Genomic DNA, 16009 nt, shown 5'->3' on the forward strand with positions numbered 1-16009 from the left:
ATCAATTAGCCCGGCTTCAGCCTTGCCCTGAACCGGTGCCGTTGTTAGAGTTTGCCCAATCCTGCCGAGTGCTGCGAGCCTCCGGCGTGTTGCATAAATTCCGATTCGAAATGCGGCTCGGAACTCAGAATTATTTGCGCGGACTAACTAGGATTTGTATCCATAAAACAAGCCGCGTCCGCAGTGCCCGACCTGGGGGCTGCCAATTTAGTACAAGGTAATCGAATTCCATGTTTAAACGTTTGCGGGGCATGTTCTCCAGTGACCTCTCCATCGACCTGGGAACCGCCAACACGCTGATTTACGTTCGCGATCGCGGCGTAGTACTCGATGAACCCTCCGTCGTTGCCATCCGTCACTACAATGGTCAGAAAATCGTTGAGGCTGTCGGTGTAGAAGCCAAACGTATGCTAGGCCGTACCCCCGGTAACATCACGGCCATTCGCCCCCTGAAGGATGGTGTTATCGCCGACTTCCAGGTGACTGAAAAAATGCTGCAGCACTTTATCAAGAAAGTACATGAAAACAGCTGGATGCGTCCAAGCCCCCGCGTGCTGGTGTGTGTACCTTGTCAGTCCACCGAAGTGGAGCGCCGCGCGATTCGCGAGTCTGCCCTGGGTGCAGGCGCCCGTGAAGTATCCCTGATTGAAGAGCCTATGGCTGCGGCGATCGGAGCCGGCCTGAATGTGGAAGAGGCCAGCGGTTCCATGGTGGTGGATATCGGTGGTGGTACCACTGAGATCGCCATTATCTCTTTGAACGGCGTGGTCTACTCCGACTCCGTACGTATTGGTGGCGACCGTTTTGATGAGGCGATTGTCAACTATGTGCGTCGCAACTACGGCAGTGTTATTGGTGATGCCACTGCTGAGCGCATTAAAGAAGAGATCGGCTGTGCATATGCGGGCAGTGAAGTGCGTGAGATCGATGTGCGCGGTCGCAACCTGGCGGAAGGTGTACCCCGCAGCTTTACCCTGAATTCCGATGAGATTCTCGAAGCCTTGCAGGAGCCCCTAACCGGTATTGTGCAAGCGGTGAAAAGTGCTCTGGAGCAATCCCCACCGGAACTCGCTTCCGATATTGCTGAGCGCGGTATGGTGCTGACTGGCGGTGGTGCGCTGCTGCGAGATCTGGACCGTTTGTTGATGGAGGAGTCCGGTTTGCCGGTGATTGTCGCCGATGATCCTCTGACCTGTGTAGCCCGCGGTGGTGGTAAGGCGCTCGATATGCTGGATCGCAGCCGCCTGTACCTGATGTCGAACTGAGTCCTTTGAAGCTGGTGCAGCGCCCCGGCGGCAACTGCCCGGGGTCGTGCCGGCAGCTGGCTTTACCTTTCAGCGACATCCGATATATTGTGAGACCAATAACCATTGATCTGTACAAAGAGGGCTGCCTTTGAAACCGCTATTTACCCGCGGCCCCTCCCCTGAGTCCCGCCTTATTGCCCTTGGCATTTTGTCGATCGCGCTGTTCGCGGTTAGTTACTATACCGATTGGTTCCAATCAACTCGTGAACGCTTATTTGACGTGGTTGCTCCGCTGTACTGGATAACTGGTGCTCCGGAGCGAGTTGGTGATTGGGCCGGTGAGCAGTTTCGTTCCCGGGAGGAGCTGCTGGAAGAAAATGATCGGCTGAAGCGTCGGGTGTTGTTGCTTGAGCATCGCAGTCAGCTGTTGGCGGCGGTCAAAGCGGAAAATACTCAGCTCAAGGAATTAATGAATTCGGCGGAAATGGTGGATGACAGGGTACTGGTTGCCCAAATTATCGGTGTTTCTCCTGACCCTCTGGAGCATGTGCTGCTGATTGATAAAGGTCGAAATGACGGTATTGATGTGGGTACGCCAGTAATGGATGCTGGGGGCTTGCTCGGTCAAGTGATTGAGGCGGGAGATTCATTTAGTCGAATCCTCCTGATCACGGACTCCAGTCATGCTATCCCTGTGCAAGTGCTGCGCAACAGTATGCGTGCCGTGGCAGAGGGCACCGGAGATCTCTACCGCCTCAAACTGAGACACTTGGCGAATACCAGTGATATCCGCGAGGGCGATATACTTCTCAGCTCCGGTTTGGGGGGGCGCTTTCCGGCCGGTTACCCTGTGGGAGAGGTCATGTCAGTAACTCGCGACCCAGGAAAACCTTTTGCTGAGGCTGAAGTGTTGCCCCGTGGTCGCATGAATCGCAGCCGTTTCGTATTGGCTGTAATCGGCGACAGGGGGCGGGGTCTTGCAAGCAAGTAACCGCTGGTTTATCGCCGTTACCATTTTCTTATCAATGCTGCTTGTGGTTATGCCTTTGCCACAGCAGTGGCTTTGGTTTCGCCCGGCATTTCCCGCCTTGCTGATCATATTCTGGGTTTCCCGAATGCCCCAGACCTTGGGTGTGGGTTTCGCCTGGTTGGTGGGGATACTGGAAGACCTGGTGACCGGGGCAACCCTTGGCACTCATGCTTTGGCTCTGGCGGTACTGGCCTACTTCAGTTTATTGACCTATCAACGCACCAGGGCCTTCAATCCGGCGCAACAGCTCTTGTGGGTGTTTGTTCTTGTGGGTATTAATCAGGTGGTGGGCAATTGGGTGCATGGGCTTGAGGGAAAAACTGTGCCCGGATTGACCTTTCTCTGGCCCGCGCTGACAACGGCACTCTTGTGGCCCTGCGTCGCACCCCCTTTACTGCGTGTGTGTGCGCGCTTGCATATTCGTTGACCGTCTCGTCAACACTGTAAATCAACGTAAAAGGTTGATCATTTTTCGAGCAATATCGCTATAATCAGCCGCTGGCCCACAGGGAATATGTAGCACAGTGACAAATACCACTACTCCAGGTCGTCTTCTCCTGGCCTCCGGCTCCCCGCGTCGCGCTGAGTTATTGGCGCAAATCGGTGTTCCGTTTACTCAACTAACCCCTTCTGTGGTAGAGCAGAGGCAGCCCGGAGAGAGCCCACAGGAATATATTCAGCGCCTGGCTCACAATAAGTCTTCTGTGGGCCTGCAATCTTCTGAGGACCCTGAAGGGCTGTGGGCACTGGGAGCCGATACAATCGTGCTCAGCGGGGAAAATGTACTGGAAAAACCCCGGGATTATGCTGGCTTTGAATCCATGATGCTGGCCTTATCGGGTGTGGAGCATTCTGTGCTGAGTGCTATTTGCCTGCGTAATGCTGACAGGCAATTTAGTCGCTTGGTGGAGACACGTGTGCGTTTTCGCCATTTATCCAAGCCCCAAATTGAAGTTTATTGGCTGACTGGTGAGCCGGTGGATAAAGCGGGTGGTTATGGTATCCAGGGGATGGGTGCTGCGCTGGTGGAATCTATCAGCGGCAGTTATAGCAATGTTGTCGGCTTACCGCTGGAAGCGCTGATCCCCATGCTGGAGCACGCTGCTATCCCTTATTGGCAGGAGTCCCAGTCTTGAGTGAAGAGTTATTAATCAATGTTGCCCCTACAGAGACCCGAGTTGCATTGGTAGAAAACGGTGTATTGCAGGAGGTGTACCTGGAGCGCAGTGCGCGCCGGGGAATCGTCGGCAATATCTACAAAGGCAAAGTGATTCGGGTTTTGCCTGGCATGCAAGCGGCGTTTGTGGACATTGGTCTGGAACGGGCGGGGTTTATCCACGCTTCCGATATCGCCCCCCTGGATGACGAGGGAATGGAAGCACGGGATGCTGAAGTAGCGGATATCCGCGCCCTGGTGCGCGAAGGGCAGTCCTTGGTAGTCCAGGTAGTCAAGGATCCAATTAGTAGCAAAGGGGCGCGACTAACTACTCACCTGTCTGTATCTGCACGCTATCTCGTGTATATGCCGCAAACCCGCCATATTGGAATTTCTAACCGGATCGAAGATGAGAGCGAGCGGGAGCGTTTGCGTCGGTTGGTCGAGGCGGCGTCGTCTCGGCTTGCTGAGGATGGCGTTTCCGCCGACGGTGGGTTTATTTTACGTACCGTGGCAGAGGGCGTCAGCGAAGAGGAGTTGCTGCGGGATATCCCTTTCCTTTACAAACTGTGGGGGGAACTGGAACAGCGTATCAAGGCACGCCCGGTACCCTCGGTTATCTATGAGGACTTGCCACTGTTTATGCGCGCCCTACGTGATCTCGCGCGCCCTTACACCGAGAAGATTCGTATAGACTCCCGCGAGGCACATGGTCGCGCTGCGGAGTTTGCCGGCAAGTATGCGCCGGAAATCGCCGGCCGCCTGGAACACTATCCAGGAGAGCGTCCGCTCTTCGACCTCTACGGCGTAGAGGAAGAGATTCGGCGAGCTCTGCAAAACAAGGTGACTTTAAAGTCTGGAGGGTACCTTATTGTCGAACAGACCGAGGCGATGAGCACAATCGATGTAAATACCGGTGCATTTGTCGGTCATCGCAATCTGGAGGAGACTATATTCAAAACCAATTTGGAGGCGGCTACGGCAATTGCCCGCCAGTTGCGCCTGCGCAACCTCGGGGGAATCATCATTATCGACTTTATCGATATGAAGGACCCCGAGCATCAGCGCCAGGTGCTGCGAACTCTGGAGAAGACCCTGGAGCGGGACCACGCCAAGTCCAGTATTACAGGGGTATCTGAGCTGGGTTTGGTGGAGATGACCCGCAAGCGCACCAGGGAGTCCCTCGGTCAAATCCTTTGCGAGCCCTGCCCAGTGTGCGAGGGACGCGGCACCTTGAAAAGTGCCGAGACTGTCTGTTTTGAAGTATTTCGCGAGATTATCCGGGAGGCACGGGCTTACGACAGTGAGAAAATTATGGTTCTGGCGAGTCAGGTTGTTATAGATTTGCTGCTGGACGAGGAGTCGGCCAATGTTGCCGATCTGGAGGAGTTTATTCGCCGTCCCATACAGTTTCAGGTTGAGCCCATTTACAACCAGGAGCAGTACGACATTGTTCTTGTTTGATTTTTTCACGATCCTACCTTTGCCATCTGCCATTGCATGCTGCGGTGTTTACGGTCGCTGTGCGGCCTGGGGGCAGTGACAATGGTTGTATTGCGCTGGTTCGCCCGTAAGTTTTGGCTGCTGTCGGTTAGCTTGGTAATTGCCCTGGCGATCCTGGTACAAACCGGCCGTTTATTATCGCCACAAGTTGAGGAATACCGTCCGCAAATCAGTCAGTGGCTTTCCGGTCAGCTGGGTGTGCCGGTGCAGATGGACCGGATCTCCCTGCGTTGGGAGGCCTTGCAGGTGGCTCTGCAACTGGATGGCTTACGCCTCGGCGAAAATGGCGAGCTGAGTATGGGATATGGCCTGTTTCAACTGGATCTTTTGGCCAGCTTGTGGAATCGCGAACTGGTTTGGAAAGACCTGCAGATGCACGACTTTGCCGCCGGCCTCAGTCGCAATGTACGTGGAGACTGGCGCCTGGATGGCTTTCCAGATATTTCCCTGAAACCTGATGGCAGGATCGTCGCAGACCCGAAGGCAGCGGATCCGGCACGCCTGTTTCAACTCAGCCCTAAAGTCCAGATCCGGGATGCGACAATTAAGGTTCGGCTTCCGGATGACAAGCTGGCTGAGGTAAACCTGCCGCAGGTACAGTTGGAAAATCAGGGCGATTTTCATCGCCTTGTTGCCCGCGCCTTTATCTCCCGGGAGGGGGAAAATGCGGAGGTTCATTCCGAGACTCTGCGATTTGTACTTGAAGGCCGCGGCAACCCTCGGGATAAAAAGCATTTCTCTCTGCGCGGCTATATGCAACTTAACGAGTTGTTATTGGACGAGGATATCGTCTCTCTTTTGCATGAACTGACTCCCCTGCCAGATCAATTTCACTGGAGTGGCCGCAAATGGGCGGATGGTCGGCTGTGGCTTCATAACGATGCCAAAAGTGGCTATCGCCTAGCAGGACAGGTGGATCTTGCTCAGGTGGAGAACTTTGAGGAAGCCCTGGAAGGGAAGGAAAGCGAGCAGGGAGACACAGTCGGTGCCGATCATCTCATGGCGCCACTAAGAGCCTTCTCTGGTGATATTTCCGGGCGCTGGTTGCCTGGTGAGAGCTGGCGCTTGGCTTTACAGGATATCGAGATTGAATGGCAAGACCTGCAAATGCCCCCTCTGAACCTGCAAGTCAGTAGCGATCAGCAGGGGCTGTCGCTCAGTGCCGATGTCATCGACTTGTCTGGTTGGAGCAATATTCTCAAACGCCTGGACCTGTTGGAGGGCGCTGCAGATGACTGGCTGCGGGCACTGAATCCCGGAGGCCAGTTGCGCCGGGTACAATTGTTGCGAACTCCCGCGGGTTCGGTCAGTTTGAGAGCCAATCTGCATGATATTCGTGCCGAGGCGTTCCGGGGGGCTCCTGCAGTTGCTGGCCTGAGTGGCTATCTGGAGCTTGATGGGGCAAATGGTCGCGTCGAGCTGGATGACACGGCCCTAACTGCTCAATTCCCCGACTTGTACCGCAATTCCTTTTCATTTGAAAAGGCCAGCGGCACGGTGGCCTGGAATTTGGACAAAGATAATAACGAAGTCAGCATCTTTTCCGGGCCCCTCCAATTAAATGGTCCCACCGGCGAGGTCAAGGGGCAGTTTTTTCTGTCTCTGCCGGTTCTTGCGCAAAGCCGACCAGCGGATTTGTTATTGGCTCTGTCCTTGCGCGATGCCCTAGTGACGACACAAGAACAGCTGGTACCTACCACCGTCAGCGAAGAATTACGTAGGTGGTTAAAGGAAGGCCTGGGAATAAACAACTCTGGGCGAGTGGAAACTGCCGCATTTATCTATCGTGGTAGCAGCTATCGCCAAGATGGCAGAGAGAAATCGCTACGTGTCCTGGGTGCCCATCCAAAACGTCAAACCGTGCAGTTGGCAGCGGATTTTGCCAATGCCAACCTGAAATATGCCGATGACTGGCCTTCGGCGAATGCTGTAGACGGTCGCCTGCTTATTAATGATGGAAAAGTATCAGTCGGTGCCGAGCGGGCCAAACTTTGGAATATTGATGCCAGAGATATCTTTGTCGGGATTTCACCGCTTTCAGGTAAAGGGTCGCGGCTTGATGTCCAGGCTCAGCTCTCAGGCCCCGCTGCCGATGGCTTGCGCCTGTTGAGGGAGTCCCCCCTGCGCCAACAACTGGGCAATACCTTTGATGAGTGGCGCCTGGGAGGGCAAATTAATGGGCAGTTAAACCTGATTCAAGCCCTCGGAGGAGGCGATGTGGCTTCCAGTCAGCGGGTTGCAATGAAGTTGAACCGCGGGGAGCTTGAATTACAAAACCTGCGCCTACATGCCCGGGAGCTGTCGGGAGATATCGTGTATGACAGCTCAGAAGGTCTCACTGGCACTCAAGTGACTGGTAAATTGTGGGAACGACCGATTTCCGCACATATTCGCCATTTTGGCAAGGGAGCTCTACGGGATACCCAGGTAGTTGTAGACGGTAGCGCCGCTACGGAGTCTATCCATGAATGGAGCCAGCGACCGGAATTGCAGTGGCTGGATGGCGCTTTGGATTACCAAGCGTTGATCACCATTCCGGCAAAAGCGAAAGAAGCCCCCTATGCGGCGGTATTCGAGCTGACGTCCAGTTTGGCAGGTATCGCAGTAAACTTGCCTGAGCCACTGGGTAAGCCTGCTGAGGTTAAGACAAATTTTGTGTTGCGCGCACCGATTGGTGATCAGGGCAGTTTATTCCATCTGGACTATGGAGAGCACTTGCAGGGGCAGTTCTGGCTGGTGCAGGGGGCTTTGGAGCGCGCTGCCATTGCTCTAAATGCCGAGGCCAAGTTACCCGCAGAACGGGGCTTGAGTATCACTGGTGATATTTCCAATATTGATTTGCCTCTCTGGGAGCAACTACTGCGAGTGTATCAGGACGATATCCCTTCCGCAGTTGGTGACCTATTGGTGTCTGCAGTTGAAACGGAAAATAAACAGGTTTCAATAGTGAGTCGCACTCAATCGCCCAGCATTGATGATCAGGGTGAAGTTGCCGCCCCCCTAGAGCCATTGCCAGTGAGCCTCGATCTCAGTACTGACCGGCTTCAGTTGGGTGCTATTGATATTGAGCATATTCATATCACTGGGCAGGGTGAGGGAGCAAAATGGCAGCTGGATTTTGATAGCGAAATGGTTGCGGGCAAGTTGAGTGGGATTTTGGGGGGCGAAGCACCTCTACAGCTGAATTTAGCCCATTTACGCTTGCCGTCTCCTGAGGAAAAAGTGGAATTCCAGCAAGATCCCTTCGCTCTGGAACCCTTTACAGAGGAGGCCCCTGACCCCTGGGCGGATTTCGATTTTCAGGGCCTGCCGGTGATTGATTTCAGCACCGAAAGTCTGCAATTGGGCGAAGAGGAATTGGGACGTTGGTCCTTCAATGTGCGACCATCCAAAGAGCGTTTGGTGTTGGATAATATCCATGGCGCTATTCGTGGTTTCCGCTTGGAGGGACGCGGCAAGGGGGAGAAGCGCCCGGGGGCCCAGCTAATCTGGAAGCGCGATGCTGAAGGTAAAAATTCCTCCCAGTTTATTGGCCGCCTGGTCGCTGATGATCTCGCTGATATCCAGCGCTCAATGGGGCATGAGCCGCTGATCGAGAGCAAGTCCGCGAGCTTCGATACCGCCCTGCATTGGAATGGCTCTCCAGCCCTGGTTAAGGGCAGTCTGCTGTCGGGGGAGCTGGAGATCGATATTAGGGATGGACGCTTCCTGAGATCCACGGGAGCGGCGGGATCTACGGTTTTACGCCTGCTATCGCTGTTTAACTTTGATACCTGGGCGCGGCGCTTGCGTTTGGATTTTTCTGATCTCTATAAGAGTGGCATGGCCTTTGATCGTGTTCGGGGAGAGGTGGTCTTTGAAGGGGACGGTCAGCTGTTGATTGCGGTGCCAATCCAGGTTGAGGGGCCCACCAGCGAGCTACAGATGGCGGGCAGGGTGAACTTGCTGAGAGAGGATCTAGACCTCACCTTAGTGGCGACTTTGCCCGTGAGTAATAATCTTGCCTTGGTGGCGGCATTGGCTGGTGGGCTCCCCGCGGCAGCAGGGGTTTACCTTATCAGTAAGGCCTTCAAAAAGCAGATGAAAAAAATGGCCAGCGTCAGCTACCGCATCAGCGGCGGTTGGGCCGACCCCCAAATGCGCTTTGAGAGACTCTTTGACGGTGGTGGCGCTGAGCGGCAGGGGGCCGCCAGTAGGAAAAAAGATAACAGCCGTTCTCAAGTTGGCACTGACTTTAGTGAGCCAATTTCGCCAACATCTGTTAGTGCAGGCCATTAATCCTTGGGGGGAAGGTCTCTGCAGTACTAGGAGGGTGAGCTATCTGAACCGACACTTTTCCAGGCACTCTAATCTTGAGGTGATAGCTACACACTGAAGAAGGGAGTTTAGGAGATGGAGAGTTCGAGATTACCTGGTTTCCTACTCGTGGCGGCCCTGGCGATTTCTGCCTGTTCTGAAGCAGATGACCAGAGAATTCAGGCCATGACTGTGGGTGAGGCGAAGGTGCGTATTGCCGAAGGTAGGGGCCTGGATCAGATCCCTAAGCCAGTGTGGAAACAGATACTGCCAGAAGATCGTTACAAGGTTCTCTGGAAAGGGAATACGGAACGGGCTTTCAGTGGCAAGCTACTCTTCAACAAGGAAGAGGGGGTGTATGTCACTGCTGGATGTCGCCTGCCAGTCTTCAGCTCTGCACACAAATACGAGTCAGGCACCGGCTGGCCCAGCTTCTGGGATGTGGCCTACCCACAAAATATTGTATTGAAGGACGACTTCAGCTGGGGCCTGAGACGCACAGAAGTATTGTCCAAGTGTGGTGAGCATCTGGGGCATGTATTCAAAGACGGCCCTGCACCGACTAATTTGCGCTACTGCCTTAACTCCCTTGCTCTGGATTTTGAACCCGCAGAGGTAAAAAAGAAGTAGGGAGTTTGCTGTGGCAGCGCTGGAGGAACAGTGCTGCCAATACTCTCCTGTCGGCTGTTTAAAAACTACTTGGAACTGTCACGCTCGGGGAGTCATAGGTGGTTACTGCAGTACGGGTTTTGTTTCTGCAAAGGCTTTATTTTGAAGCCAACTAAAAGAGCGGAATAAAGCCATTGAGAGTAGCGTTGCAGTGGGTGAGTTACTGCGACTCCTGGATAAAAAAATCTCGCAAGTAACGAAATAGCTTGCGCTGATTTGTGGGCGGCTTGCCGTTTCTAATTTCGCGCTGGGAATCTCGAACTAGCTGGCGTAGCTGCTGGTGGTCTGTCTGCGGGTACTGATCAAAAAAAGCACCCTGGGCACTGTTGCCTTCTTCGAGTAGGCGCTTGCGCCAGTCCTCGGCCATTTTGTCGAAGCGCAGGTGCTGCTGATCACGCTCTTTGAATTTAAGCAGGACCGCTTCGATTGCCTCGTGGTCAGAGTTGCGCATCAGCTTGCCGATATATTGCATTTGGCGGCGGCGGGCCTCATTGGACTTGATGCGGCCGAAGGTATCGATGGCTTCTCGCAGGTCCTCATCCAGGGGCACTTCGGCGAGTTGGGCTTTGGACAGCTCGGCAACTCGCTTTCCCAGCTCTTGCAGTTCGTGCATCTCTTTTTTGACCTGGGTCTTGCTCTTTGGCGGTTCGTCGTCGTACTCGTACATCTTGAATTCCATATATTTAGCTGGGGCAGCCCCGTTTTTGTTCGTGCCTGCGGCTGTACCGCCAGGCTAAATTCTCGATTCAGCCAAAGTGCCAGGTGGCGAGGCCGAGGAATGACATGAACCCCACAACATCGGTTACTGTTGTGAGCGCTACTCCTCCTGCCAGGGCGGGATCTATGCGCATAGCTCGCAGGGCAACTGGTAATATTGCACCGGCAAGAGCTGCTGTGATCAAGTTTATGACCATTGCTGCGACAATAATAATGGCGATGGTGACATCGCTAAACCAAAGGGCTGCGATTACACCCATTACCAGGGCCCAGAGTAGGGCATTTAAGGCGGCAGAAGCCAGCTCGCGGGAGAGTAACCAGCTCAGGTTACTTTTACCAATCTGGCCGAGGGCCATGCCGCGGATGACGACGGTAAGAGTTTGGCTACCTGCGACTCCCCCCATACTAGCAACGATGGGCATTAGCACGGCCAGTGCCACAACCTTGTCCAGAGTATTCTGAAATAGACTGATGACCCAGGAAGCGAGCAGGGCGGTGAGTAGGTTAATACCTAGCCACAGGGCTCGTCTGCGAGCGGTTCTACGCACCGGGGCAAAGGTATCCTCCTCTTCGTCGAGACCGGCCAGGCTCATTAGCGAGTGATCGGCGCCCTCTCGAATTACGTCTACGATATCATCAATTGTGATACGCCCCAGCAGGCGGTTGTCCTCATCCACCACTGGCGCTGTAATCCAATCGTACTTCTCGAATAGCCGGGCGACTTCTGTATCGCGCATATCGGCGGGGATGGGCTCCACATCGGTATTTACGACCTCGCGAACGGTGACTGCCGGGTCCGTCGTAAGTAGTTTGGAAAGGGGGAGTAGCCCGATATATTGTCCTTTACGGTTGACCACGAAGAGGCTATCTGTGGACTCCGGCAATTGTTCATGGCGGCGTAGGTAACGGAGAACCACGTCAAGGCTCAGGTTGGGACGCACCGAGATAGTATTGGTGTCCATCAGTCCGCCGGCGGTGTTCTCGTCATAAGCGAGAACACTCTCCACTCGAAGCCGGTCGGTTTCGGTCATGGCAGAGAGGACTTCTGAGACGACGCGCTCGGGGAGCTGCTGGAGGATATCGGCGATATCGTCCGCATCGAGCCCCTCCATGATCTCCACCATCTCCTCGGTATCCATGGTGTCGAGGATCTGGCTGCGCACCTCGTCAGTCAGTTCCTGCAGTACTTCACCTTCAACATCCCGGTCAATAAGATTCCATAGAACCTGGCGAATTCGGGGAGGGGAGCTTTCCAGCAGTTGCGCAATGCTCTGGGGGGTGAGGGTTTTGAGCATGCGCCGGACTTCCTGCCCGGTACCACTATCGAGTGCGGCGAACAGCTCACTAAGCTGGTTTTGGGTGCGGAACTTGATTTCGGCTTGGGGTGGGCTGGACACGACTAATCCTTACTGCTTAGTGGTGATTGGTGAGGCGATGGCCGCCGGGAAGCTGCGGCGATTTTATGCTTATGCCAGGTCTCTATCCAGGGGTGTTTATCTTCGCAAACTACTCGGCTTCGCCGAAGCGGTCTGACACCAGATTGGAGATTGCCCCCAGCGCATCGTCCTCGTCACGCCCCTCTATCTCTAACTCGAGTTCAGTACCCTTGCCAGCGGCCAGTAGCATTAGTGCCATCACACTTTTGCCATCAACTGACTTACCTTCGCAACGCACCTTAATATCAGAGGTAAAACGTGCAGAAGTTTGCGCAAACTTGCTGGCAGCGCGAGCGTGAAGGCCGAGTTTGTTGATAATAGTCAGGCGCTGTTTTTGCATGGAGGTCTTTTTGTTGATCGAGTTCTATTTCTGTTGCTCGCGGTGGCGGACTTGAACATTGTCGAATTGCTTTGAAAAAGTACTGGCCAGCTTTTCCACCATATAGACAGAGCGATGGCGCCCCCCGGTGCAGCCAATAGAAATACAGGTATAGCTGCGATTGCTTTTCTGGTAAGCGGGCAGCCAATTTTCAAGGAAGCTGGCGATATCCACTTTCATTTTGTCGGTTTCAGGGTGAGCCTGCAGAAATTCAGCAACCTCCGGATCAAGGCCGGTCTTCTTTCTTAGAGTTGGCTCCCAGTAAGGGTTTGGCAGGCAGCGCAGGTCAAACACCAGGTCTGCGTCTACGGGGACACCATATTTGAAACCGAAAGACTGGAACAGAATTGCCATACCCTCGGAATGCTCGCCAACTACGCGGCTTTTTACCAAGCCCCGAAGTTCGTGCAAGCTGAGGTTGCTCGTGTCAATCACTATATCCGCCATGGCGGAGATGGGAGTGAGTAGCTCTTTTTCCTGATTCAGGGCTTCGAGTAGGTGAGTGCAATTATTGCTAAGGGGATGCTTGCGCCGAGTTTCGCTAAAGCGCTGAACCAGTACGGGTTCGCGCGCATCAAGGAAAATCACATCACACTGCACGCCGCTGGCACGTAGAGATTCGATTACCCGGGGGGCCTGTTTGATGTCCTGCCACAGGTTGCGTGCGTCTACACCCAATGCCAAGCGGGTATTTTCTTCTGGGGGTTGCTCTTTCACCCGTTTTACCAACTCGGGAAGCAGGCTGGTAGGCAGGTTGTCGATACAGTTAAATCCCTCATCCTCCAATAGTTGCAGGGCGGAGCTTTTACCGGAGCCGGAGCGGCCGCTGATGATGACCAAGCGCATGGGGATCCCCTTTATCAGGCCTTTACACCACTATTTATTGGAATATTTGCTTCGATAATACTGGCAGCAAAGGGATTGCCGCCAGATTTAAAATCTATTCCTGTCTTGTTCGCGGTAAAGCCCTCGGTAAGGTTCAGGCTGCTGCGGCACTGTCTATGGCCAGTGCATAGAGTTCGTCACTGGTCTTAGCCTGCCTCAATTTATCCCTTACCAAGCCGTCCGAAAACAATGCGGCGATTTCGGCCAAAGTTTCTAAGTGCTGCTGCTCCGCATCCTCGGGGACCAGCAAGGCAAATAGTAAATCGACTGGCTGGCGATCAATCGCATCGAAGTCTACGGCGGGCTCAATAGTACAGATTACACCAATAGGGTGCTCACAACCGGGCAGTCGACAATGGGGTATGGCGACACCCTCTCCAATCCCGGTTGACCCCAAGCGCTCGCGGGCGATCAGCTGGTTGAAAATGGTATCAGAGTCGTGTTGCGGATATTGTTCGGCAATAGCCTGGGCAATATTGAGCAGTAATTTTTTTTTGCTGCTCCCCGCCAAGTGGCAAAGGCTGAGGCGGGGAGAGAGTAAAGCTTCCAGTGTCATAGTTCAGCGGTGGTTCTGCAACTTCTCTTTGTGCTTTTTCAGTTGGCGGTCCAGCTTGTCGGTAAGTGCATCAATGGCCGCGTACATATCCTTGTCTTCCGAGCCGGCACAGAGATCGTGGCCGTTAATATGTACTCGGGCTTCGGCCTTTTGAATCAATTTCTCAACAGACAGGATGACCTGGGCGTTGGTAATGTTGTCATAGTGCCGGGAGAGTTTTTCCAGCTTGTTTTCGCAGTAATTGCGCATTGGTGAGGTAACGTCGACGTGGTGGCCACTAATGTTGATCTGCATGGATTTCTCCTTATCGAGTGCATCACATACCGGCGCGCTTCCCTTTTGGGTCGCAACCCTACTAGGAAGTAGGCCAGAATGGAAGGATACACTCAAAGTTTGGAGTTCGGTTGTAGATAGGTGGTTGGGGACGTCAGACAGTTTGTGACTTATGGTTTTATCTCGGTCACAAAGAGGCGCCAGCGCTCAAACTAACCGCTTCCGCTCACTGGAGGAGGGGATACCCATCGATTCCCGGTATTTCGCCACAGTACGGCGTGCCACCTTGATACCCTGCTTGTCCAGTTCCTGGGTAATTTTGTTATCGGAGAGGGGTTTGCGTGGTGCCTCGGTGTCGATCAGTTTGCGGATCAGTGCGCGAATGGCGGTCGAGGATGCGTCCTCACCGGAATCTGTACTCACATGACTTGAGAAGAAGTATTTCAGCTCGAAGACTCCGCGAGGTGTGAGCATGAACTTTTGCGTAGTCACCCTGGAAATGGTGGATTCATGCATACCTATGGCCTCAGCCACGTTCGCCAGCACCATTGGACGCATGGCCTCAGGGCCCTCCGCAAAAAAACCCTGTTGCTTCTCAACGATACAGTTGGCTACCTTGAGCAGCGTATCGTGGCGGCTCTGCAGGCTTTTCAAAAACCAGCGCGCTTCCTGTAGGTGGTCTCTGAGGAAGTTATTGTCCCTGGAATTATCTGCCCGTTTGACCATTGAGGCATAGTGACTGTTGATCCGAATTTTGGGGGTGATTTCCGGGTTCAAATCTACCTGCCAGCCTAACCCCCTGCGGGATACAATAACGTCCGGAATCACATAGGCCGCCTCCTGTTCTGTAAAGCCTTCGCCTGGATTTGGGTTCAAGGATTGGATCAGGCGAATAACCTCGCCGAGTTGGGCCTCATTCAGGCGGGTGCGCCTGCTCAGCTGACGGAAATCCCGTTTGCCGAGCAGATCAAGGTGGCGCTCGATAATATTTTGCGCTTGTTTTATCCAGGGGGTTTCAGTGGGGAGTTGCTGTAACTGCAGGAGCAGGCACTCTTGTAAGTCGCGAGCGCCGCAGCCAGCAGGCTCAAACTGTTGGATGGCCCGCAAAACTGCAACAACTTCTTCCTCCTCAACCAGAAGGGAGCTGGAGATCTCCTCTATGGAAGTGCTCAATAAGCCGTTGGGCTCTATTCCGTCGATCAGACTCTCCCCGATTGATTTGTCCAGATCGGATAGAGAGGTCAAGTTGAGTTGCCAACGTAGATGATCCTGTAGGCTGTCAGTCGTGGAATGACGTTCAAAGCCGGCCTCCTCGCCCTCTGTGCCTCCACTGTGACTGGTATAGACATCATCCCAACGGGAATCTACGGGGAGTTCTTCGGGGATGCTTTGGTTCCAGTCATCTTCTGCGAGTTCCCGCTCCTCTATTGCCTCTTCGGAAGCATTGACTGGTTCGGCTATAGATTCGGGCTGAGTTTGGGGTTCTGTGGCATTTGCTGTAGGTGCTGCTTCGTCAGCTTCGGCTTCCAGCATAGGGTTGCCATCAAGGGCGGATTGAATCTCTTGCTGCAAATCCAATGTCGACAGCTGTAACAGGCGTATGGCCTGTTGCAGCTGGGGGGTCATGGTCAGCTGGGTGCCGAGCTTGAGCTGAAGAGACTGCTTCATATTGAGGTGCTGCAGACTGATACCACAGGGGGTTTATCTAAATAACCTGAGATGGCGCAGACTACCCTGCCCCCTTGAGTATTACAAGCAATAAACGTGCCGGTCAGATTGGAACAAGTTAGTGTATGTCCTCAATATTTATGACAGATATGGCTGTGGACTGGCGTAAATGGTGACAAATGAATTGGCCTGTC

At 53.9% G+C, this 16009-nt stretch carries 14 protein-coding genes; 7 read left to right on the plus strand and 7 right to left on the minus strand.

The window, feature by feature from the left end:
• Nucleotides 1-230 precede the first annotated feature (230 nt).
• The 7 genes from ACCI49_RS10515 to msrB all read left to right on the plus strand — a co-directional run bounded on the left by ACCI49_RS10515 (nt 231) and on the right by msrB (nt 9862).
• The gene (locus ACCI49_RS10515) at nt 231-1265 is read left to right on the plus strand and encodes a rod shape-determining protein (RefSeq protein WP_020412569.1); all 1035 of its coding nucleotides are present in this window, start codon (nt 231-233) and stop codon (nt 1263-1265) included.
• A 130-nt stretch (nt 1266-1395) separates the two neighbouring features.
• Entirely contained in the window at nt 1396-2238 is an 843-nt protein-coding gene (gene mreC, locus ACCI49_RS10520) for a rod shape-determining protein MreC (RefSeq protein WP_371838916.1), read from the plus strand.
• Nucleotides 2225-2704: a rod shape-determining protein MreD gene (gene mreD / locus ACCI49_RS10525; RefSeq protein WP_371838917.1), complete on the plus strand. Its 480-nt coding sequence runs from the start codon at nt 2225-2227 to the stop codon at nt 2702-2704. Before mreC ends, mreD begins: the two co-directional genes overlap by 14 nt.
• Before the next feature lie 97 nt (nt 2705-2801).
• Nucleotides 2802-3413: a Maf family protein gene (locus ACCI49_RS10530; protein WP_371838918.1), complete on the plus strand. Its 612-nt coding sequence runs from the start codon at nt 2802-2804 to the stop codon at nt 3411-3413.
• Nucleotides 3410-4897: a ribonuclease G gene (rng, locus tag ACCI49_RS10535; protein ID WP_371838919.1), complete on the plus strand. Its 1488-nt coding sequence runs from the start codon at nt 3410-3412 to the stop codon at nt 4895-4897. The genes ACCI49_RS10530 and rng overlap by 4 nt, the downstream gene beginning before the upstream one ends.
• Nucleotides 4898-4978: 81 nt before the next feature.
• Entirely contained in the window at nt 4979-9214 is a 4236-nt protein-coding gene (locus tag ACCI49_RS10540) for a YhdP family protein (RefSeq protein ID WP_371838920.1), read from the plus strand.
• Nucleotides 9215-9328: 114 nt separating this feature from the next.
• The gene (gene msrB / locus ACCI49_RS10545; RefSeq protein ID WP_371838921.1) at nt 9329-9862 is read left to right on the plus strand and encodes a peptide-methionine (R)-S-oxide reductase MsrB; all 534 of its coding nucleotides are present in this window, start codon (nt 9329-9331) and stop codon (nt 9860-9862) included.
• 199 nt (nt 9863-10061) lie between these two features.
• Here msrB and yjgA read toward each other — a convergent pair whose 3' ends face one another.
• From yjgA to ACCI49_RS10580, 7 genes are all read right to left on the minus strand, one after another.
• A complete protein-coding gene (yjgA, locus tag ACCI49_RS10550; protein WP_371838922.1) occupies nt 10062-10580 on the minus strand; it encodes a ribosome biogenesis factor YjgA in 519 nt (172 codons plus the stop codon).
• 67 nt (nt 10581-10647) lie between these two features.
• Nucleotides 10648-12015, minus strand: coding sequence for a magnesium transporter (gene mgtE, locus ACCI49_RS10555; RefSeq protein ID WP_371838923.1), 1368 nt, complete (start codon nt 12013-12015; stop codon nt 10648-10650).
• Between the two features lie 109 nt (nt 12016-12124).
• Nucleotides 12125-12394 (minus strand): HPr family phosphocarrier protein, encoded by a 270-nt coding sequence (locus ACCI49_RS10560; protein WP_371838924.1) that lies wholly within the window; start codon nt 12392-12394, stop codon nt 12125-12127.
• Nucleotides 12395-12418: 24 nt separating this feature from the next.
• On the minus strand, nt 12419-13279 hold the full coding sequence (gene rapZ, locus ACCI49_RS10565) for an RNase adapter RapZ (protein ID WP_371838925.1): 861 nt from the start codon (nt 13277-13279) through the stop codon (nt 12419-12421).
• Between the two features lie 133 nt (nt 13280-13412).
• Nucleotides 13413-13874: a PTS IIA-like nitrogen regulatory protein PtsN gene (ptsN, locus tag ACCI49_RS10570; RefSeq protein WP_371838926.1), complete on the minus strand. Its 462-nt coding sequence runs from the start codon at nt 13872-13874 to the stop codon at nt 13413-13415.
• A 3-nt stretch (nt 13875-13877) separates the two neighbouring features.
• The gene (gene hpf / locus ACCI49_RS10575; protein ID WP_371838927.1) at nt 13878-14168 is read right to left on the minus strand and encodes a ribosome hibernation-promoting factor, HPF/YfiA family; all 291 of its coding nucleotides are present in this window, start codon (nt 14166-14168) and stop codon (nt 13878-13880) included.
• Between the two features lie 186 nt (nt 14169-14354).
• Nucleotides 14355-15815: an RNA polymerase factor sigma-54 gene (locus ACCI49_RS10580; RefSeq protein ID WP_371838928.1), complete on the minus strand. Its 1461-nt coding sequence runs from the start codon at nt 15813-15815 to the stop codon at nt 14355-14357.
• Nucleotides 15816-16009: the final 194 nt, after the last annotated feature.

The sequence above is a fragment of the Microbulbifer epialgicus genome (genome assembly GCF_041447265.1).
In the GTDB taxonomy this organism is placed as follows: domain Bacteria; phylum Pseudomonadota; class Gammaproteobacteria; order Pseudomonadales; family Cellvibrionaceae; genus Microbulbifer; species Microbulbifer epialgicus.